This window comes from Enterococcus sp. M190262 (assembly GCF_005843965.1).
GTDB classification, from domain to species: Bacteria; Bacillota; Bacilli; order Lactobacillales; family Enterococcaceae; genus Enterococcus_D; species Enterococcus_D gallinarum.
This window is the reverse complement of sequence record NZ_CP040461.1, coordinates 421,481-443,429: the sequence shown is the minus strand read 5'-3', so window position 1 is coordinate 443,429 and position 21,949 is coordinate 421,481. Positions and strand designations below refer to the sequence as shown.

Annotated in this window: 18 protein-coding genes and 1 riboswitch; of the genes, 14 read left to right on the top strand and 4 right to left on the bottom strand. The window is 39.6% G+C overall.

Translation table 11 applies throughout. The features are described 5' to 3' along the window. The first annotated feature begins 59 nt into the window (after positions 1 to 59). A riboswitch (M-box (ykoK) riboswitch) is annotated at positions 60 to 229 on the top strand. A gap of 136 nt (positions 230 to 365) precedes the next feature. The 8 genes from FE005_RS01960 to FE005_RS01930 all read left to right on the top strand — a co-directional run bounded on the left by FE005_RS01960 (position 366) and on the right by FE005_RS01930 (position 9,185). Next, positions 366 to 1,049, top strand: a complete 684-nt coding sequence (locus FE005_RS01960) for an MgtC/SapB family protein (RefSeq protein WP_230321012.1) — start codon at positions 366 to 368, stop codon at positions 1,047 to 1,049. A 4-nt stretch (positions 1,050 to 1,053) separates the two neighbouring features. After that, a complete protein-coding gene (locus tag FE005_RS01955) occupies positions 1,054 to 1,527 on the top strand; it encodes a GNAT family N-acetyltransferase (protein WP_081131899.1) in 474 nt (157 codons plus the stop codon). 224 nt (positions 1,528 to 1,751) lie between these two features. Further along, the gene (gene mgtA, locus FE005_RS01950) at positions 1,752 to 4,361 is read left to right on the top strand and encodes a magnesium-translocating P-type ATPase (RefSeq protein WP_230321009.1); all 2,610 of its coding nucleotides are present in this window, start codon (positions 1,752 to 1,754) and stop codon (positions 4,359 to 4,361) included. A 594-nt stretch (positions 4,362 to 4,955) separates the two neighbouring features. Next, positions 4,956 to 5,108: a hypothetical protein gene (locus FE005_RS16810; protein WP_167757166.1), complete on the top strand. Its 153-nt coding sequence runs from the start codon at positions 4,956 to 4,958 to the stop codon at positions 5,106 to 5,108. 95 nt (positions 5,109 to 5,203) lie between these two features. Continuing rightward, positions 5,204 to 5,674, top strand: a complete 471-nt coding sequence (locus tag FE005_RS01945) for a hypothetical protein (protein WP_135172160.1) — start codon at positions 5,204 to 5,206, stop codon at positions 5,672 to 5,674. Positions 5,675 to 5,685: 11 nt separating this feature from the next. After that, positions 5,686 to 6,351, top strand: a complete 666-nt coding sequence (locus FE005_RS01940) for a cell division ATP-binding protein FtsE (RefSeq protein ID WP_060813877.1) — start codon at positions 5,686 to 5,688, stop codon at positions 6,349 to 6,351. Between the two features lie 95 nt (positions 6,352 to 6,446). Next, entirely contained in the window at positions 6,447 to 7,043 is a 597-nt protein-coding gene (locus FE005_RS01935; RefSeq protein ID WP_124018632.1) for a hypothetical protein, read from the top strand. A gap of 6 nt (positions 7,044 to 7,049) precedes the next feature. Beyond that, positions 7,050 to 9,185, top strand: coding sequence for a peptidase domain-containing ABC transporter (locus FE005_RS01930; RefSeq protein WP_138371235.1), 2,136 nt, complete (start codon positions 7,050 to 7,052; stop codon positions 9,183 to 9,185). A 153-nt stretch (positions 9,186 to 9,338) separates the two neighbouring features. On the opposite strand, the gene FE005_RS01925 is transcribed toward FE005_RS01930, so the two are convergent. Together FE005_RS01925 and FE005_RS01920 are read right to left on the bottom strand one after the other, a co-directional pair. Then, on the bottom strand, positions 9,339 to 10,730 hold the full coding sequence (locus FE005_RS01925) for an MATE family efflux transporter (RefSeq protein WP_244323375.1): 1,392 nt from the start codon (positions 10,728 to 10,730) through the stop codon (positions 9,339 to 9,341). Between the two features lie 210 nt (positions 10,731 to 10,940). Next, the gene (locus tag FE005_RS01920) at positions 10,941 to 11,567 is read right to left on the bottom strand and encodes a helix-turn-helix domain-containing protein (RefSeq protein WP_081131905.1); all 627 of its coding nucleotides are present in this window, start codon (positions 11,565 to 11,567) and stop codon (positions 10,941 to 10,943) included. A gap of 604 nt (positions 11,568 to 12,171) precedes the next feature. On the opposite strand from FE005_RS01920, the gene FE005_RS01915 reads away from it, so the two are divergent. The 3 genes from FE005_RS01915 (at position 12,172) to FE005_RS01905 (ending at position 17,357) form a co-directional block, all read left to right on the top strand. Continuing rightward, on the top strand, positions 12,172 to 15,129 hold the full coding sequence (locus FE005_RS01915; RefSeq protein ID WP_138371234.1) for a MucBP domain-containing protein: 2,958 nt from the start codon (positions 12,172 to 12,174) through the stop codon (positions 15,127 to 15,129). Positions 15,130 to 15,554: 425 nt separating this feature from the next. Then, the gene (rsgA, locus tag FE005_RS01910) at positions 15,555 to 16,898 is read left to right on the top strand and encodes a ribosome small subunit-dependent GTPase A (protein WP_138371233.1); all 1,344 of its coding nucleotides are present in this window, start codon (positions 15,555 to 15,557) and stop codon (positions 16,896 to 16,898) included. 30 nt (positions 16,899 to 16,928) lie between these two features. Beyond that, a complete protein-coding gene (locus tag FE005_RS01905) occupies positions 16,929 to 17,357 on the top strand; it encodes a VOC family protein (RefSeq protein ID WP_086268995.1) in 429 nt (142 codons plus the stop codon). Positions 17,358 to 17,522: 165 nt separating this feature from the next. Here FE005_RS01905 and FE005_RS01900 read toward each other — a convergent pair whose 3' ends face one another. Together FE005_RS01900 and FE005_RS01895 are read right to left on the bottom strand one after the other, a co-directional pair. Continuing rightward, complete coding sequence (locus FE005_RS01900; RefSeq protein WP_029486393.1) at positions 17,523 to 18,824, bottom strand: PTS sugar transporter subunit IIC; 1,302 nt, start codon at positions 18,822 to 18,824, stop codon at positions 17,523 to 17,525. 11 nt (positions 18,825 to 18,835) lie between these two features. Continuing rightward, positions 18,836 to 19,453 (bottom strand): hypothetical protein, encoded by a 618-nt coding sequence (locus tag FE005_RS01895; RefSeq protein ID WP_138371232.1) that lies wholly within the window; start codon positions 19,451 to 19,453, stop codon positions 18,836 to 18,838. A gap of 40 nt (positions 19,454 to 19,493) precedes the next feature. Between FE005_RS01895 and FE005_RS01890 the strand changes: the two genes are divergently transcribed. The 3 genes from FE005_RS01890 (at position 19,494) to FE005_RS01880 (ending at position 21,820) form a co-directional block, all read left to right on the top strand. Continuing rightward, positions 19,494 to 20,186 (top strand): MurR/RpiR family transcriptional regulator, encoded by a 693-nt coding sequence (locus tag FE005_RS01890; RefSeq protein WP_005470391.1) that lies wholly within the window; start codon positions 19,494 to 19,496, stop codon positions 20,184 to 20,186. Positions 20,187 to 20,378: 192 nt separating this feature from the next. Further along, positions 20,379 to 21,101, top strand: coding sequence for an ABC transporter ATP-binding protein (locus tag FE005_RS01885; RefSeq protein WP_138371231.1), 723 nt, complete (start codon positions 20,379 to 20,381; stop codon positions 21,099 to 21,101). Positions 21,102 to 21,103: 2 nt separating this feature from the next. Continuing rightward, positions 21,104 to 21,820, top strand: coding sequence for an ABC transporter permease (locus FE005_RS01880; protein WP_138371230.1), 717 nt, complete (start codon positions 21,104 to 21,106; stop codon positions 21,818 to 21,820). Positions 21,821 to 21,949: the final 129 nt, after the last annotated feature.

The following is a 21,949-nucleotide window of genomic DNA, read 5'->3' as shown; positions in this document are numbered from 1 at the left end:
AACGGCAAAATAAAAATTGACAAGAAAAAACGAATTTGTTAGTGTGTACCTGAAAATAAAATATGATTTGTTAGGTGAGGCTCCTATGCAAACATAGGCTACTGCCCAAAAATGTCGAGAGACGCCAATGGGTAGAACAGGAACTGTCGAATACAAGGCTTTTCTTAAGGTAGCTAAGATGTTTGTCTTTACGTTGTATAGTGCCAAAACTCAACGATTAGATCAATGTCTTTTTTGTCTTGTTTTTTGACGAATTTAGAGCGACTTTTCGCGGAGTTTTTGCGGAAAAGTCGCTTCTTTTTGTGCCTAATGATTCGATTTTATTTTTAAAACGAGGAAAGGAGCAGGAGTATGTATTTTTGGGAATGATGGGTCTGAGTGTGCTGGCAGGAGGCCTTATTGGTGTTGAAAGACAGTGGAGAAAAAAGCTAGCAGGTGTACGGACGATGGTTCTAGTCTCGCTGGGAGCAACGATTTTTGTTTCATTATCCTCGATGGTTGCGTCTGATACGAGTCCTACTCGAATTGCTGCACAAGTAGTGAGCGGTATTGGCTTTTTAGCTGGCGGGATTATTTTGCGGGATGGTTTTAGTGTAAAAGGATTAAATACTGCAGCAACATTATGGTGTACAGCAGCTGTTGGCACAGTGATTGGCGCTGGTTATATCCAAGAAGGATTTTTTGCAGCGCTAATGATCATGCTGGTGAATAGTGTGATTCGTTTTCTTTCTCAAAGATTTGATCAATTTGCTGAAGGGTATCGAACAGAATCTCTGGAGAAGAACACAAATTCATTTTTGATCATTACGGGAAAAAGGTCTTCTGAGGTGGCTTTGCGGACAGAGGTCATCAATCAATTGGATCGGTATGTTCTTTCATTTTGCCATTTTGTTTGCCAAGACCTGGCAGAGAATCGGATTCAGCTGCAAGTAGAGATCGAGCCTGCTGCAAATGCTGATTTAGCAGTGAAAGAAATTGTTACTCACTTGTCGAAAAATAATCATGTACTAGAAGTTTTTCATTTAGCAGAGGAGGGAGAAACATGGTAAAACAGTGCTTACGTTAATCAGATGGGATAGTTGTGACTATAAAGAAACATTAGTTTTGCGAAACCAAGTCTTAAAGGTTAGTGCGGGACAACCGTTATTAAGAGAGTCTCCAGCAGAGGAGAAACAAGCTATTCATTTGGTGGCAAGGCAAAATAAGCGGATTGTCGGTACCCTTCTTTTGCACCCTTGTTCGTCTAAGTGTATGCAAATAAAACAAGTGGCCATTCACCCAGATTATCAAGGGCAAGGGTTAGGGAAGAAATTACTAGTGTATGCGGAGCAAATTGCCAGAAATTTAAATTACTCGACCTTATTTTTAACAGGAAGAAAGCAAGCTTGGGGCTTTTATCGGAGATTAGGATATAGCGAAACAGAAGCCTATCAAGCAGATGCTTTGATCTTGAAGGTTTTTAAAAAAGACTTGTCAGTTGACCGATATTTTTTCAACCGGAAGGAGATGAAAACAAATGGACGATAGTCATTCGATACCAAAGGGTTTGGCAGAAGAGGAACAAAGAGATAGTCAGATACTATTGTCTATTTGTTTTTAGCGCCTTCTTCTTCAAACCCTCGCAAAAAAACAACAATGCTAGGAAACAATTTTCTTGATCATTCGAAGAGAGTTGTGGCGAACTATTTGGAGAGAAGGTAGAAAAAGTGGAAACAAAAAAACGACCTATTCAAAGCATTAATTATGGATTAATGGCAAAAAAAACGATCGAAACGATCTATGAAACCTTTCAGACTTCTAAAAGAGGACTGACTGAAGGACAAGCAATCGCGGCTAGGAACAAGTATGGATCAAATCAAATTTCCTATGGAAAGAAGACCCCATTCATTATGGAAGTCTTAAAAGCGTATATCACTCCCTTTACATTAGTGCTGATTGGGTTAGGGATTACCTCTTTTATCACTGAAGTCGTTATTGCGGCACCAGAGGAACGGGATTATTTTGGCAGTGGGATAATCTTTGTCATGATTTTGATTAGCGGCACCATGACGTTGATTCAATCTGTGCAATCAAATAAGGCTGCGGAAAAACTAAAGTCATTGGTTAAGGTTACTGCGACAGTGAAGCGTAAAAGCGTCTACGCAGAAGTACCGATGGAAGAAATCGTCTGCGGAGATATTGTGAAATTGTCTGCGGGAGACATGATTCCAGCGGATATCCGCTTGACTGCAACGAAAGACTTGTTTATTTCTCAATCTTCTTTAACGGGAGAAAGTTATCCGGTTGAAAAAAATGCCGAAGCAGTTGTTACAAGCCGTGATTCTGAAACAAGCTATGAAAATTTAGCCTTTATGGGAAGCAATGTCATCAGTGGTACAGCGGAAGGGGTTGTGATCGCTACTGGCAACCATACTCTTTTCGGTGATGTGGCAAAGTCATTGTCCACTAAGCCTATTCGAACCAGCTTTGAGTTAGGGATTCGCAAAACCTCGTTCTTATTCATCAAGTTCATGGCATTAATGGCACCGACGGTCATTGTCATTAATGGCTTCACGAAAGGCGATTGGATGGAAGCATTCCTGTTTGGTTTGTCAGTGGCTGTTGGGCTGACGCCAGAAATGTTGCCGATGATCGTAACAACGAATTTGGTCAAAGGCGCAACTGGAATGGCGAAAAAAGGCACTGTGATCAAGAACTTAAATGCGATCCAAAACTTTGGTGCGATCGATATCCTCTGTACGGATAAAACTGGCACGCTAACGCAAGACAAGATTATTTTAGAGTACCATTTGGATTTGACTGGAGAAGAAGATGAGCGAGTATTGCGGCATGCCTATCTTAACAGCTATTACCAAACCGGATTGAAGAACTTATTGGATGTTGCGATCATTGATGCGGCTAAAAAAGAATTAGGAGTCCCTGATCTCCCATATAAAAAGATCGACGAGATTCCCTTTGATTTTGAACGGAGACGAATGAGTGTGGTTGTAGAAGATCCGTCTGGAAAAACACAAATGATCACCAAAGGCGCAATCGAGGAAATGCTCAGCATCTCAAGTTATGTAGATTTCAAAGGAAAGGTGACTGCATTAACTGAGGAGATAAAACAAGAAGTTCTAAAAAAAGTCAATGAACTAAATGAAGATGGGCTACGTGTAATCGGGGTAGCTCAAAAAACGAATCCAAGCGTGGTAGGTGAATTTTCTGTAGCAGATGAATCTGAGATGGTTCTCATTGGGTATCTAGCGTTTTTGGATCCGCCAAAAGAAACCACGAAACAAGCACTGGAAACGTTAAAGAAACACGGAGTTGGCGTGAAAGTGTTAACTGGCGACAATGCGTTAGTAACGCAGTCTGTGTGTCAGCAAGTTGGATTAGGGGCAGAAAAGCTGATCAGTGGAGAAGACATTCTAAATGTATCGGATAAAAAACTTAGTCAACTTGTTGAAAAATACAATGTTTTCGTCAAATTGAACCCGCAGCAAAAGCAGCGAATTACCGGGATTTTGAGAGAAAATGGGCACACAGTAGGATTTTTAGGAGATGGGATCAATGATGCGCCAGCAATGAAGGCAGCAGATGTCGGAATCTCAGTAGATACGGCAGTAGATATTGCCAAAGAATCGGCCGATGTTATTTTGTTAGAAAAAGATTTAATGATTTTAGAACGTGGGATCATTTCAGGACGAGAAACCTTTGGGAATATCATGAAATATATCAAGGCGACCGCAAGTTCTAATTTCGGCAATATGTTTTCGGTTCTCGTTGCTAGCACGTTTCTGCCATTTTTGCCAATGTTGCCGTTACAGATTCTTTTCCTCAACCTTATTTACGATATTTCCTGTGTATCGATTCCTTGGGACCACATGGATAAAGAATACTTGGATAAACCAAAGCGCTGGGATGCATCGAGTATCGGTAAATTTATGATTTGGTTAGGTCCAACAAGTTCAGTGTTTGATATTACTACCTATTTATTGATGTACTTCATTATTTGTCCAGCGGTAGTTGGTGGCGATTTCCATACGTTGACGCCAGAACAACAAGTCGCTTTTATCGCTGTCTTTCATGCTGGCTGGTTTGTAGAATCGTTATGGTCGCAAACACTCGTGCTCCACGCCTTGCGGACACCAAAGATTCCATTTATCCAAAGCCGCGGCTCATTCATTATGACAGCGATCACTTCATTAGGAATTGCCGTCGGGACATTCTTACCGTTTACGAACTTTGGCCAAAGTTTAGGCATGGCAGTTCTTCCATCAGCGTACTGGCTATGGCTGACCGCAACCATCATTGCTTACTTAGCCTTAGTAACGATTGTCAAACGTTTCTACATTCATCGTTATCAAGAATTGCTCTGACAATAAAATCTTTGACCGTAGAGCAAAAAAAATTACCTTTAATAATCAGATAGGCTTTAAAGCAGTCCAGTAGATATGACCGAAGGATGTAGTCTTTTAGAAGAATTGTCGTAGTAATGATTTAGCGTTTTTGATGGCAAAACAGGTTTTCTTGAGCGAAGCAGAGACGATTCAACTAGTAACTTTGAAAAAGCTGAAATGATTGCGATTTGGATGGTCCGAGGATCAGGTGATAGCCTATTTTACCGGTGATCTGAAAAATATGCTTGCTTCTTTAGATCAAGCAACTCTTTGATATAGTCAATGAAGAAAATAATCTTAGTTGGATTTCCGAATAGAGAGAATGTTGAATGCTCCACATTCTCTCTATTTGTTTTACCTTTTAATAATGAAGCGTATTTCTCTTTTTTCTATGTTTTAGCAGAAGCGCCAAAGCGATCATCCATCTATGACAGGAGCTTTTTCGTTTCCAAATATCGCCTGTTAAATTTTTGTATTTTGAAAATAAATTTATATTGTAATTGTTATAAATAAATATTATCATTATATTTGTAATATTCGGAATATTATAGCATTAAGAAGGAGGTAGTCCATATGAGGACAATGACTGAGACAGAAACTCGTTCTGTTAAAGGTGGATTTCATTGGCATTGTTGGGTATGTGGTGCTGGTGGCGGTACAAAAGCTGGTTACTTGCGTCATGTTCAAACAAATTCATTCCATATTTTCATTTCGTATTGGTCGTAAACCCGACTATCATTAGCATGCTATAATAATCAATTGATGGAAGAATGCTATAATTATTTGATTATAGTATTCTTTTTTAGGAGATGGATGCACGGATGCGCATAATAGATAAATGTATACTTTTAGGAATAACATTGGTATCTTTGGCAGCTTGTACAAATCCTGAGAGTTTAATCGAAAAAGATAGAAAATCAGAGGAAGAAAAAATCCTTGAGACCTTTTCTGATAAAGAAATCATCAAGCTAGCAGACTTGGATATCCAATTGAAAGAGGTAGAACAATCCAATGAGGGAGATCGGTCGGTGATCTCACTGACATTAGTGGTCATCAGTGACTCTTTACCGGAAAAAACCGAAATCGATAATCATATTTTCTCAGTAACTGCAGAACAGAATCAAGAACCCCTGACATCCATTGATGCGATTGATTCTTTTGTTTTAGACAACAAAAAAGAGCTAACCTATCGCTTTATCCTACATTCGAATACAGACGTGGTTCTTTTCACTTTTGACTACACGAATAACTCGCAACATATGACCAAACACTACGATGTATATCTAGAGTAGGGGGAAATGTGATGATTCAGTTTAGAGATGTAACCATCCATTCATTAGCCAAAAAAGAAGTACTCACCAAGGTCACCCAACTATTTCCAGATGATAAACCTAGTTACATTATTGGTAAAAGTGGTGCAGGAAAGTCGACGCTACTCAAAGCGATTTTTGGCGAAGTTCCTGTAGCTTCTGGAGAAATCATCTTAAATGATGAAGAACTGAACTATGATACACTGCCCGACACTCTCTCCAATCGACGGAAAATTGGCTTTATTTTTCAGGATTTTCGATTGATTGAATCTTTTACAGTATTTGAGAATATTGCCTATGTCCTTCATATCAAAAATGAACCTGTAGAAAAAATTCGTTATGAAGTCGAACAACTAGCTTTTGAGCTAGGCATAGAAGAGAAGTTAGCTGACTATTGCCATCAGCTCTCTGGCGGAGAACAACAACGAGTGGCGATTGCTCGTGCATTGATCAAGCAGCCGCAGGTTATTCTTGCAGATGAGCCAACAGGGAATTTGGACCCACTCCGTGGGAAAGAGATTATTCAGCTTATCAATAGTCTTTCGTTACAAAAGAAAATCACGACACTGATCGTTACACATGACTATACGCTTATTCCAGAAAATAGTAACGTCTATCAATTAGAGAACCAGCAAGTGCTAAAACTAGGTGAACAGTAGTAAATCGTTTACCAGAAGGGAGCAATAGGTGCTGTCGGATGAATCAGATAAAGAATTCAATCAGGATTATCAAAAAGAAAATAAGCAGAAACAAGTTGGTACTATCACGATTCTTCACACCTACGTTTTTTTCAGTCGTCTTAGTTGAAGGAATGTTACGATTGTATCTTTTCTTTTATGTATTCAGATCATTTCAAGAGCAAGAAAACAAACGTATTCCATTATTGGCAAAACTGTTAAATCCAAACACTGGTGATGAACTAGCCTTGTTTCTTTCAATATTAGAAATCAGCAGTTTGATTATGATGGTTGCCGGTGCAGCCTATTTGTTCTTTTTTTCTGTTCTTTCACTTAAAAGAGAACGAATTTTAGAAGAAACAGAATTAAGAGTGAAAGCAAGTTTAGGGGTTTCGCCCAAAATCTTAACTTTTGAGTTTATAGGCGAATCGATGGTGACAATGATTGTGGCATCCGTAATGAGTATAAGCTTGGTGAACTTGTTGTATACAAGCATCTACATATTGTTTCAATCAAGTTGGGTAGCAGCCTATTTGATTGCTCCGCTTACTCTTTTTGTTCACTACGATTTAGTCAGTAGTGGCTTATTGCTGCTTTTTCTGACTGTATTGACTGGTCATACCTATTTTAGAATCAAAAACCAATATTATAACTATCGGTGGAAAAGGAGCTGAATTTCCATGTTGAAGAGGGTGAGACAAAATGAACAAAAAGATTGTGGGGCGGCTGCCTTTGCGACATTGGCTAATTTATGCGGAAGAAAGATGTCCTTGGCTGAGGCAAGGGATTTAACCAGAAGTAACAGCACAGGAGCAACTTTACAGGGACTGATTGAAGCAGGAAGTAAAATTGGCTTAACAGCCGAAGGATTAGAAGGATCGATTGGAGAACTAAGGGACGGTATCAGAAGCAAAGAGATTAACCTGCCTTTCATTGCTTTAGTCGTATTGGAAACAGGACTTTCTCATTTTTTGGTAGTAGAGGAATGGTCTGACACTAAGATAAAAGTATTCGATCCTGCACAAGGAGTAAAAAAGATTTCTGTAGGATATTTCGAAAAAATCTGGGGAGGATATATCGTTATCTTCCATAAGACAGAGTTGTTTTCCCCGGGACAGACAACTTCTATTTCATATTATGGGACGCTTTTTTTTAAAGAGAAGTCACGTCTGTTGCTGGTTCTGCTTTTTTCCGTGGTTATCGCCCTTTTTTCTTTTCTGGGAAGTTTTTCCTATCAACGCATTATAGACTCGTTTATTTTGAACAGCGAATCTGCCATTCATGAGGAACATGCGCATACTTCAATTTTTGAAGAAGCATTCCACGAGATCTTGTATAATTTTCAATATTTGATTTTAGCTGTAGTTATATTGTATCTTTTTCAAGCAATCCTAAGCATTGTTCGCGCTTTCTTTATTGCAAATGTCTCTAAAAGAATGAATGACGATCTCTTTGAAGCTTTTTTTAAGAAAATTCTTTTTATGAAAGCGACTAATTTAAGAGCGAGAGATTCAGGCGAATTGATCACGCGTTATAATATCACAACGCAAGTACAACAAGTATTGACAAGACTTGTGCTCTCTATTTTTTTAGAAATATTTGTGGCTATTACTGGTGGAGCGATTTTATATATTATAAACAAGCAATTATTTCTTGTTACTACAGGGATTCTTTTAGGGTATACCGCTGTAAGTATAATTTTTATTAAGCCATTAAACAAAATCAACAATGAATTGATCGAGAAAAATGCGCGAACATTAAATGTGTTGAATGAGACATTTACTGGATTTGAAACGATCAAACTTTTTCAAAGGGAGTCGTTTTTTTTAGGAAAATTTCTGAAGCAGGCCAAATCGTTTACTCATACTGGGAAATATAGTGTGATCTTACAAAATAGCCAAGCTAGCTTCATTCTTTTGCTTGAGTCATTGGGAACAATTCTTGTGTTGTGGCAAGGAAGTACGCTGGTTGTTGCTGATAAATTGAGTTTAGGCGCTCTGATTGCATTTATCTCACTGATTACTTTTTATACCTCACCGGTTCGAAATATTATCGAGTATCAAAGAGAAATTCAAAATGTCCTTGTAATGATGAGAAAGCTCAGTGATGTGATGGATGATGTAAGTGAGGAAAATGAAGGAGAAAACGAAGTATTGAACGATACTCTGAAGAAAGAGTGGCGATCAATAGAGTTTAAGAACATTTACTTCTCCTATGCCGCGGACAGCTATATCATTAATAATCTATCTGTTAGATTCAAAGCTGGGATGTCCTATGCTTTGGTGGGCAAAAGTGGGAGTGGGAAAACAACATTTATGCATCTTCTTTCTTCCTTATATAGCCCGGATAAAGGAACGATTTTGCTGAACGATGAAGAAATACATGAGAACAAGAAAAACTACAGAAAACAGATTGCTTATGCATCAAATGATCCATTCTTAATGTTCGGAACAATTAGAGAAAATCTGACATTAGGAATGGAGGTCAATGATGAAAGCTATCTAACTGAAGTATTAGAGGCAGTAGGTGTCACTGAAATGACGAACAGCTTTGCAAATGGGTTAGATACTGTTGTGCTGGAGAATGGGGAAAATTTATCGAGTGGTCAAAAACAGAGAATCGCAATTGCTCGTGCTTTGTTAAAAAAACCGAAAATTCTATTATTGGATGAAGCATTCAGTAATTTAGACACCAATAGTAAACTGGGAATCCTCAAATTTATTGAAAGCAAATTAAAATCCTGTATACGCATATATGTTTCTCACGATGACTTAGTTTCTTCAAAAGTAGATGAAATCATTCGATTTGGCTCGTAACTAATGAATTTGGAAGACTATACAAAACAGAAGCAACAAAATAAACGGTTGCTCCTGTTTTGTAAACGGAAAGCTTAAGCCATAGACGGGGAATTTTTTTACTAGTACTGGTGATTGTCACTATGGCAAAGATTGGCAATATCTTCCAAACACCTAAGTCAACTGATGATGATGCCATTTCTTTCCTCGAAAACGCAGCAAGAAGATCAAACCTCGAACACCCCATTCCAAAGTCATCACAAAATAGATCCCCGTTAAACCGTAACCCCAAACGATGCCGACTAGATAGCCCATACCGATTCTGAAGATCCACATCGATAGTAACGAAGTCAAGGTAGTGAAATTGGCATCGCCAGCTGCCCGAAGAGCTGATGGAAGAATAAAGCCAATGCTCCATGTCAAAAAATGCATCACAATGGCAATCAGATACAAGCGATAAATGTCCGGTAAAATGGCAGCAGGTGGATTGAACAGCTTCATGCCTAGCGGAAAGAAGGGCAATAAACTTAAGTCAACTAGGAGAAAGGCAATCATTCCAGTAATAACAAAGGTTTTGGTCAGCTTTCTTGCATCAACAATATTACCTCGACCAATGCATTGTCCGACGATCGGGACGAGTGACGTAGCTAATGCACTCGGAACGATTTCAGAAATTTGGATCCAAGAAGAAGCAATCGCATTCGCAGCAATTACGTTCGTTCCAAAGCTGACGATCATTGTTTGTATAATGATTTTCCCACCATTAAAGAAAATAGATTCCGCTGCAAAGGGAATGCTGACTTTCAACACTCGAGCGATCAATGGAATCTGAATGCGGAGAAAATCTTCCTTCTTTAACAAAAAAAGGGAACGATTTGCTCGTAAAGTATAAAAGGCAAAGAGCATACCAAGAAATCGCGAGATCAGCAATGAAGTAATTAACCCAATCATTCCCATTTCAAAAATGCTGATGAATACAACATTACCAACAATATAAACGAAATTCATGAGTAATGAGAGCTTTAAAGACGCTTTGGTACGGCCAATTCCCCGCAAACTTCCATTGGTTCCTTCGATGACCGCTTGCATGGGATAAGAAGCCAATAAACCCAGTAAATAAAGTCGTGCGTTTGCTAGAACAAGCGGTTCTGCATGACCGAATAAAAGATGCAAGATTCCTTGATGGAAACAGGCGATGAGAAGACTGATCATCAAAGCCATCAACACTGCACCATAAACAGTCCCACTGCAAACTTTACTTAGCTGCTTCATTTCTTTTTTGCCAAAATATTGTGCCATCAGCACGGTTCCACCTAATCCTACAGCAGTGAAGGCATTAACGAGGAAAAAGTGCAGACTGCCAACCATGCTGACTGCGCTGACCGCAGTGGTTCCAGCCGAACTGATCATAGCGGTATTGATAAAATTAAAACTGACCAAAAAAAATTGATCGAGGACAACTGGAAAAACAAGCGACAAAATAAAACGATGCGACACATCTTGACCAGAATAAAAATGTTTGATCCGACCGACAATGCTACTGACTGTTGAATGGACAGTTTTCAAGGAGACACATCCTTAATTTTATTGAAATGCACACGTGTTCATTTCAATGCTATCCTTTCTAGCTGCTTCTGTCAATGAGGAAAAACAGTTACAGCACAAATTTGTGGTTGTACAAAAAGACGACCGAAATTCCTATAATTTCGGTCGTCTTTTATTTTGATGGACATTGAGAGCATGCGTTCGTCAGGCTCTATTTTTTATTAGCCAAGGTTAAAAGACAAATTTACGTCGGTCAAAGATCAGCAAAATCCCAATTGCTTTGAAAGCTAGATAGATAAAATGACCATAGTTATGACCAATCTCAGTTAAGACGGATGAATTGGCAGTTCGATTTGACCAATAAGTAAAGCCTAAAATAATCGTTAGTATCAGAAGTCCTTTACTAATTGTGAGAACAATCGTTTTGATTGAAAGAGTCTTTTTTTTGAGAATAAAAAAAGCAATTAAAAGGATTATATCTGCTAAAAGCAGAAAGTGGCTGATGCTCGTCCAAAGAGAAAGAGTGCCAGTTGGTGTCAAGAAATCCACAAAAACACAAAGGATCACAACAATTAAATTTAATAGATAAGGAATCCGATAAAAAATTGTTTGGTTTGTTTCTTGTAAGAGATCATTGTCGACTTCGCTATTTGGCATTTCCTGATCTGTGATTAACAAGGAATCTAAATTTATTTGATACAACTCACTTATTTTTACTAATGTATCAATATCCGGCGTACTCCGATTGTTTTCCCAATTTGAGATGGTCTGTCTAGTCACGAATAGTTTTTCGGAAACTTCTTGTTGTGTAAAGCCCATTTTTAAGCGGCTTTCCTTCATTTTTTCTGCTAAGCTCATTTTTCTGCTCCTTTAGATTTATCCTATCATAGGTTGAAAAAAACTAGCAACTTTTAAGTTGCGATACTTGAAGACTTCACAAAACAGGATCGCACCCTGACTAAATTAAAAAATAATGATAGTTCCATTATTTATTTTATTGGAAAGAGAGATGCTCGTTTTTTCATTTCATGAATGAGTGCATTTAGGACAAGTTTTGTTTTGGTGATCTGCAGCTTTTTTTTATGGAATAAGGCAAAAGTTGCTATCTGTTAAGTTAGAAAAGTTTACTGCAGAAAAAAGATATACAATGAATCCTGGTTTTATAAAATGCTGATATACCAATGATGCAAAGAATCTTTGCGTTGATTTGACATGTGTTTGCTTGATAAAAGAAGTTCATTAGACATAAACTTCATACGAGGTGATTGGGATGCAAAGAAAGTAATTTGTGGAATAAATGTTTGATTAAGAGAATTGTTTTTATGACCGAACAGAAAACGAATGAAACCAAATGATTGATGGAATCAAATAATTGTAAATTAAAAAAAGATAAATTATACTGTTTTGACATCTGAAATAAGCGAGTTTAATTTTAAAAGGAAGAAGGTTAAGGTGAATGTTTGTGAAACAGAGAATTAAGATTTATTTGTCAGTAATCATCCTTTTAAGTGCAGCATTAGGGATACCTGCATTTACAGTTTATGCTGAGTCTCAAACGATGGCTGTTTTAGAAGATGCACAAGAAACACAAGAGACACAAGAGACTTCAGTGGAAAGTCAAACGAAGGAAAAGATGTTAGCTGTCACAAGTTCAACGACAAGTTCTACTGATGATCTACCTTCCTCAAGTCCAGTATCGGAGCAGACAGATAACAGTCAAAAAAGAAGTGAAGAGACAGAACAAAATACAGACGAGAGGGAGACGCAGGTTTCAACAGATGAAAAATCACAATCTTCTGCAGAAATAGAGTCTCGAGCGGCTAAAGTAGCGGAAGCACAGTTGAAGATCCATGTTTCGGATAGCAACGTTAATCAAGGGATTTCGGGTGCTTATTTTACCTTTACTTCTGTGCATTCAGGCGCAGAATACTTATTAGTTACTGACATAAATGGCGATATTTCTGTTAATGTACCCGCAGGAGCATATATGTTGAAACAAGTTGGTACAACTGACCAAAAAGAAAATTATGCTTTTACTTCCACGGGAAATTCTATCGAACTTCAACCAGGTGAAGTGAAGTCTTTATCTTTATATGAACGGCATATCACTGGCGAATATGCTTTCGGTAATAGCCCGGATACCATTCATCTCCCAGTTGGGGGAACATTTGACTTTACTACGCAAGCACTAGGAATTGAAGCGTTCAAACTGAATTTTTCAGGTGCGATTGAAAAAAGTATTTCTGCATCACAAATCTATCCCTATTACAGCAATGTTGATACAAGTGTGCCTGGAAGTTATGTGGCGATATTTATGGCAAGGCAAGCTACCTATAGTGTGAATACAACACATGTTGTCCATGTAATCGTTGATCCGGCAAGTGTAGGCGAAGTGACAGTCAAGTATGTCGACACAGATGGGAATGAAATCCATCAGGAGCAATCATTAACAGGAGCTGTGGGAGAAACGTATGATACAACTACAACTGACTATCAGCTAGCAATCGATGGGTATACATTAGATACTACGCAGTTACCGGATAATATGACGGGCACTTTCAGTGATACAGCCCAAACCGTGACCTACGTTTATACCAAAGATCCCATCCATGCAGCAGATGTAACGGTGGAATATGTGGATAATGAAGGAAATCAAATACACGAATCGCAAATCTTAAAAGGCACTATTGGGGAAGAGTATGATGTTAGCACACCAACGTATCAGCTAACGATTGACGGCTACACATTAGATGCTACGCAATTACCAGACAACATGACGGGCAAATTCAGCGATAAGGCGCAAACAGTGACTTACGTCTACATCAAAGATCCCGTTCCCGCCGCAGATGTGATGGTGGAATATGTGGATAATGAAGGAAATCAAATACACGAACCACAAACACTAAGTGGTAATATTGGGGAAAAGTACGATGTCAGCACGCCAACGTATCAGTTAACAATCGATGGCTATACATTAGATAGTACGCAATTACCAGACAACATGACGGGCAAATTCAGTGAAAATGCGCAAACAGTGACTTACGTCTACATCAAAGATCCCGTTCCCGCCGCGGATGTAACAATTGAATATGTGGATAGTGAAGGAAACCAACTTCACGAATCGCAAATCTTAAAAGGCACTATTGGGGAAAAGTACGATGTCAGCACGCCAACGTATCAGTTAACAATCGATGGCTATACATTAGATAGTACGCAATTACCAGACAACATGACGGCCACTTTCAGTGAAAATGCGCAAACAGTGACTTACGTCTACATCAAAGATCCCGTTCCCGCCGCGGATGTAACAATTGAATATGTGGATAGTGAAGGAAACCAACTTCACGAATCGCAAATCTTAAAAGGCACTATTGGGGAAAAATACGATGTCAGCACGCCAACGTATCAGTTAACGATTGATGGGTATACACTAGACAAAAATCAATTACCAGATAATATGACTGGAGTTTTCAGTGATACAGCCCAAACCGTGACTTACGTCTACACCAAAGATCCTGTTCCGGCAGCGGATGTGACAATCAAGTATGTGGATAGTGAAGGCAAAGAAATACATGAATCACAAGCAATAAGTGGAAAAATTGGGGAAAAATACGATGCCAGTACGCCAGACTATCAGTTGACAATCGATGGGTATACATTAGATACTACGCAGTTACCGGATAAGATGACGGGCACCTTCAGTGATACAGCCCAAACAGTGACCTACGTCTACACCAAAGATCCTGTTCCGGCAGCGGATGTAATGATTAAATATGTGGATAACGAGGGCAAAGAAATTCACAAGTCAAAAACCCTAACAGGTAATATTGGGGAAAAGTATGATGCCAGCACGCCAACGTATCAGCTAACAATCGATGGGTATACATTAGATAGTACGCAGTTACCGGATAATATGACGGGTACTTTTAGTGATACAGCTCAAACCGTTACTTACATTTATACCAAAGATCCCATCCGAGCAGCGGATGTAACGGTGGAATATGTGGATAATGAAGGAAACCAACTTCACGAATCACAAACCCTAATAGGCAACATTTGGGAAAAGTATGATGCTAGTACGCCAGACTATCAGTTACCAATTGATGGTTATACACTAGACACAAATCAATTGCCAGACAACATGACCGGGACTTTCAATGAAACTGAACAAACAGTGACTTATGTCTACACAAAAAATACTTTTCAAATAATCGATAATTCGAAACAAGTAACGTCGAATACAAAAACTGAGAACAATAACATAAAAACAAATCTAAAGGTAACAACTGCTAGAACAGCTAAAACAACATCTACAGCCCAAAGAACATTGCCTCAAACAAATGAAAAAAGCAATGGCTATCTTTTTCTTGGATTGGGCTTGACGAGCTTTGTAGGCTGGGGCTTATGGCGCAGAAAATGATGAATACACACATTGTTTGAAGTTCAATAGAAACTTTTGCTAGCTTTCAATGACATTCGTTGAAGCTAGCAGAAGCGATATTGACTCAGAGAAAGCGATTTGTTATACTGACCCTGAAAATAACTATGCCATCTAATATGATGAATGGAGTATGCTTGGTGAGTGTCACAGATATCTAATCAATAAGCTGAATAGACAAATAAACAGAGGTTTATTTGTTGTGCTTGTAGAAGTGATATCTGTCGATAAAGAGGATTATTGTGATCTCAGACGATAGGATGACTATCGTCTTTTTTTATACCCTTAGATGGCTGATTATTTTAGACAGGTATCTCTTTATTACGAAGAGGAATTTCAATGACTGAAGGGATTGGGGGCCTTCTAGTTGAAGAATAATTCCTTTTCTGAAGTAGGAGAGAAAACAAATGAATACAAGAAAAACGACTGATTTAATTGAAACAAAGGCCCAAATCACAGCTGTTCATAAGGATATCTTTGAACTAATGAGTGAACGTGGAAGAGGATTTGCACAAATAAAACGTGGTAGCTATTCCACAACTCAAGAGAATTATCCGGTAACGGGGGATTATGTCATGGTCGATTGGCGGGGGCAAGATCATAGTCTGATTCTGCGAACATTGCCTCGAAGGGCTGCTCTTGCTCGTGCCAATGAAGCAGAAAACAAGTCGCAGATCATTGCCGCAAATTCTGATTATGTGTTTATCCTGCAAGCATTAAACCGAGACTTTAACCTTCGCCGTTTAGAGCGTTACTTAACGCTTGCCTGGCAGTCTGGGGGGATTCCGATCATCATTTTGACTAAAAGTGATCTTGGAGAAGAGAATGCAACAAAGATTGCTGCCGTCCAACAGATGGCCATTGGCACTAATGTCCATGCGATCAGTACTTTTACTGAATCTGGAATCGCTGAACTTGATCCATATTTCCAACCCAATAAAACCGTTGTTTTAGTCGGTTCATCTGGCGTTGGGAAATCAACGTTGGTTAATTATCTAATGGGCAAAAACGTGATGAGAACGAAAACTATTCGTGAGAAAGATGGCCGAGGCAGACACGCCACGAGTCACAGACAATTACTAGTGTTAAGAAATGGTGCCAAAATCATTGATACACCAGGAATGAGAGAAGTTGGGATTTGGGATGCTACCGATGGATTGAAACAGAGCTTTGCTGATGTAGAAAGTTATTTTGGGCAATGCAAATTTAAGGATTGCCACCATCAAAGTGAGCCAGGATGTGCCATCAAAGAAGCATTGCGAGCAGAGAAATTGTCTTTAGACAGATGGGAAAGCTATCTTAAACTACACGCAGAAGCAAAATATACGGACGATAAAACAGCCTATTTGAAAGAAAAGACAAACAGGGAAAAAGGTATCAGTAAAATGGTGCGTCAACTAAAAAGCGATTACCGACAGACGGCTTGTTTTGACAGTTTTATCTGTGAAGAATGCGGTCGACCGGTAAATCCTGAAAATGCAGGTAGTCAGCATCGCAACCACTGTCCCCACTGTTTAACGAGTCTTCATGCGGATACTCTTCCCGGAGACCGAGCTTCTTTGTGCCGAGGGAAGATGGATCCTATCAGTATTTGGTCCAAGGAGGATGGCGAATGGGCAATCATTCACCGTTGCCGAAATTGTGGTACTCTAAAGACGAATCGAATTGCGGCTGACGACAATCAGGAAAAACTCATTCACTTGGCAACAAGAGCGATTCAGTACCCACCCTTTGCTATCGAGAACTGTTAACTGTTTTGGTTTATAACGAAAGGAGAGCCACTGATGTATCAAATCCACCACATTCAAATTACTGTCAACGATGTAAAAAAAGCGGAACCCTTTTATGATCAATTGTTCCATTTGTTAGGTTTTGATGTTCAAAAGAAATATTCAGGCTATCTCGAACATGCCGACATGGAAGTAGTAGAGTATTTGAGTGATACCTTTGATTTTGGGATCTGTTCGCCAAAGCAAGAATGGATCAATGAGACAATTGATTCTAGAAAGCCTGGTTCCCTCCAACACATTGCTTTTAAAGCAGAAAGCAGGGAAGCCGTAGACGCGATCTATCCAAAAATCAAAGCACTAGGAGTAAAGATTCTTCATGGGAAACCAATGGAATACAAAGAACGGATCGCGCCTAATTATTATGCACTATTCTTTGAGACGCCAGAAGGCCTCCGCTTTGAAATCTTTCATTATGCCTAAACCTGTGCTGACTTTTCAGGTCTTTTAAATGAAGGAGTTTTAACTAAAAAAGACAAATCCTTTTCTGATTCGAATCGAGTTGATTCGATGAATGGGAAAGGATTTGTCTTTTTTTAGTATAAGGCAAAATCATTTAGCTGTTCTAGTTTTTGTTACGAAGAATGGTTATAGATTTTGATCGACTAATTTTGTCTTATTGTTCTCCATTACTTTAAAGAATGGATAGTAAATGAAGATACTGATGACGATCAACAGTAGGCAAAAGAGAATGTTGCGCCAGTCCATACTTGAAAGATAAGCTTGTGCAAAAAACGGTGTGAAGGAAGGATCAACGATAAAGCCAATACCGATCCATCCAAGACTCTGAGCAAAGTAGGTCAGCAATAACGAAATGATCGGAGTGACCAAAAATGGGATTGCTAGAATGGGATTAAAAACGATTGGCAAGCCAAAGATCACTGGTTCGTTGATGGAGCAGATTCCAGGAATCAAGGACAATTTTCCGATGGTGCGATATTCGGGAACTTTGCTTCGCATCATCAATAAAACCAATCCCAAAGTACCACCAGCTCCGCCAAGGACTGAAATCCGAAACATTTGTAAGTTCATTAAGTGTGTCATGGTTTCGCCATTTGCCATTTGCTCGGCATTCAAGCCAGTTTGAGCCATTCCCAGTGTAAAGACGATGGGAAAGATGATTGAAGAGCCGTTGATGCCAAACAGCCATAAGATATTACCTAAGGTCACGATCAACAAGAAACCGCCGAGACTGCCGGCGATGTTCGTTGCAGGAGTCAGAACTTCCATCACTGCTTCAGGAAAGATTTTGTTTGTTGCTGCTAAGAAGATCAAATTGATCCCATAGAAGATGATGATATTTGTCAACAGCGGAACGAGCATATTGATGAAGGTTGCCACCATGGGTGGAACGGTATCTGGCAGTTTCAATTTGATCTGTTTCACTTCAAACAAACGATTGATTTCTACCACTAACAAGCCGATGATGATTGCGACGAAGAGTCCGTTTGTTCCTAGAAAATTGAGGCTGATCGCGCCTTCTTTCACTGGTGTACAAACCATTAGAAAAATGACGGATGCAACCATACCATTCATGGAAGGGTTGATTTTGTATTCATTTGCAAGAGAGAAGGCAATCCCAAAGACGCTGATGAAACCAATGATGCCCATCGTCAATTGATAAGGCGCGGTGATGAGATCATAATTTGCTACAGCGAAATCTTTCCAGCCAGCCATAAATGTCATAAAGATATTGGCTGTTTCAGGATGGTACTGATCCATGTTGATGGGAGGGTTGGCAAAGATTAGAAAAAAAGAGCCGATAACAATAAAGGGCAGTCCAAACATCATACCGCTGGATATAGCTTTTAAGTGGCGCTGATTGCCGATTTTTGCTGCGATGGGGCTTAGGACGTCATTCAGCTTCATGATAAATGCAGAGTTTTCCATGTAACTTCCTCCTATACTTGCCAAGGACTGAATGAAAACGCGCTTGGCACAACGTGATCTGGATCATAGTTCTCGATGATTTTTTCGTATTGTTCTTTGTAGTCATTAGTGACTTTTGCTTGTGGGATTACTTTGCTGGCTTCATGTAAGAAGTGTTCGGAACCACGACCCATTTCCTGCCCGCGGACAGTATGTTTATCCAAGGCAATATCAGGAATTTCTGGAACATAGCCCATCGCGAAACTCTTGATCACAATATTCTTGAGTAAGTCTGATGAGCGGTCTTTTTCCGACTGACATAAGTAACGAATCGCATGGAAGAAATACATTGCCCGATCGGATTCGTTGTATTGGAATTCCTTGCGCATCGTGTTTAAGTTATTGATCATAATGGCAGCCATTGGATTTCCCATACCTACGTCTTCAACACTGATGGCTAGTAATCTTCTCCAGAGTTTTTCTTCAAATTGCGGCGAGGTGATATACATTTCATAGGCAAATTCACATGCCTCTTTTTCTTTGCCTCGACGGATCGATTTTTGCAATGCCGAGATAACTTCATCTCCGCGTAAACCGTTGCGGGTCGTCATTTTTGCCCAGGGATCTTGAATAAATTTCGTTTCTGTCATGATATAATACTCCTAATTGATAAAATTTGAGGTGGATCTTATGGATGTTGAAATGCTTATAGATAAATACCAACTGAATGATTCAGAAGCAGAAGTCTTGCGGTTTATGAAAAAAAATCGGCAGTCATTAAAAACTATCGGGATTCGCGATGTGGCTAAAGCATCCTATGTCTCTACAGCAACAATCATCAATATGGCCAAGAAAATTGGCTATTCCGGTTATAGCGAGTTGGTTTTTGCACTAGGTAACAGCCAATCGGATATTGCGATGCCAAGCACTTTCTCCGATGAGGAAAAGGCGGCATTTATCGATTTACTCTCTGAGTATCGCGACAAGCGCATCATGATCCTTGGCTCCGGTTTCTCTCAGAATCTCGCCAATTATTTTTCGGAATCTCTTAATTTATATGGCTTTCGTGCGACTGCCAATAGTCATCTGGAATTTCTTAGACAGCAAGTGCAGCAAGACATTCTGCTCGTTATTATTTCTAATTCTGGGGATACAGTTCGGTTAGCTGAGCTAGCGAAAATGGCTAACGACCACCATATCGATGTGATTGCTTTTGTTGGTCAGAAAAATTCAAAAATCGGCAGCCTAGCCACACTGACCATTAGCACAGAAACATATACTCCCCAAAGAATCTCCGATTACCAACCGAATCTTTTCTTTGGCACAACACTGAACCAATTTGAGCTTTTGCTAAGTGCAGCACTGAAGGCTATTTTTGAATAGAAGAACGATGTGGCCACTGTTTCTTCAAAACCTAGTATAAAGAATCTCTTTTGAAATGTAAGTGTTTTCCCTTTGTTCTGAACATGTTTAGGAATTTGCAAACTTGTTTAGAAAAAAATTCTATTCCCTCCACTATCCCATCATTGTTTGATTTTCGGCTAAACTGAGTCCAGATCAGATGGGAGGGAATGTATGAGCAAACAAGCAGCGATACAGGTTCATGGATTGAGCAAAACATTTGGGGAGAAACGAGTGATTGATGATCTTAGTTTCACAGTCGAAAAGGGCACCATCTTTGGTTTGTTAGGACATAACGGGGCAGGGAAATCCACGACGATCGATTGTATTTTGGGCACACAAAAATGTGATTCAGCAAGGATCACGCTTTTGGGAAGAGATCCTAAGGCTGAACGGAAACGACTGTTTCAGTATGTGGGGGTCCAATTCCAAGAATCTGCCTTTCAAAATCAATTGAAGGTAAGAGAGATTTGCGAGATCACCCATTCGTTGTACGAAAATCCGCTAAACTGGAAGCAGGCGCTCCATGAATTTGGCCTTGTCTCTAAATTGAATTCATTTCTCGGAACATTATCGGGGGGCGAGAAACAGAAGCTATGTATCCTTTTGGCTATCATGGGGAATCCGCAAATCATTTTTTTGGATGAATTGACAACCGGACTGGACCCCCAGGCCCGGCGCGAGGTTTGGCGATACTTGCTCGCTTTAAAAGACAAGGGGGTCACTATCTTTCTGACCTCTCATTACATGGATGAAGTGGAAACGCTGTGTGATCGGATTCTAGTGTTAAACAAAGGCAAAGAAGTTGCTAGCGGGACGGTAGCTGATATTCTAGCAAAAGTGAATAAGAGGAATCTCGAAGAGGCTTTCTTGACGCTTGTTGGGGAGGAAGTGTAGGAATGAAAACATTTTGGTTGTTGTATCAATCAGAAGCAAAACTTTCTATGAGAGAGATGTCTTCAGTGATCTTTGGGATTTTTGTTCCAGTCGGGATCATTTGTCTGATGGCATTTATGGATCCGGACAATCACTCCTTGAATACGAACTTTGTCGCTGTCTCAACAGTCGGGATTTGTTCAGCTGGTGTGATGGGGCTTCCGCTAGCATTGTCTTCTTATCGGGAACGCAAGATCTTAAAGCGATATCAAGTAACACCGATCAGCCCGGCACAGTTACTTTTCGCCCATCTGTTGTTTTGTTTTACGATCAGTATTGTTTCCATGCTGTTGATATTAGGCGTTTTGATCACGTTTTTCCAATTTTTCTATGTCGGTCATTGGGGGCAATTTATTTCTGCCTATTTGTTGGTGATGGTTTCGATCCATGCCATCGGGTTGATCGTGGCCAGCTTGTCTCCTAGCGAAAAAGCCACCGGTGCGATCAATTCAGCGATTTTCTTTCCGATGTTTTTTCTTTCAGGAGCAACCGTTCCCTATGAGATCTTGCCAACCGGTTTACAGAAAGTTGCCGATGTCATGCCACTGACCCAAGGAATCAAATTGCTGAAGGCAGTCACATTCCATGAAGAAACAGGAATCTTTTTCACAATAACCCTTTTAGTGGTCATTACATTGATCGGTCTATTTGTTGCGATCAGATATTTCCGTTGGGAGTAAAAGCAGTTCAAATAAGTGGACCAAGCAGAAAAAGGATGCAGACTTTGATCGCTGCATCCTTTTTCTTTGCGATACCAAACCCTACACTATACCACCAATGTATAGTTTCTTGCTAAACTCCTGAAAGAA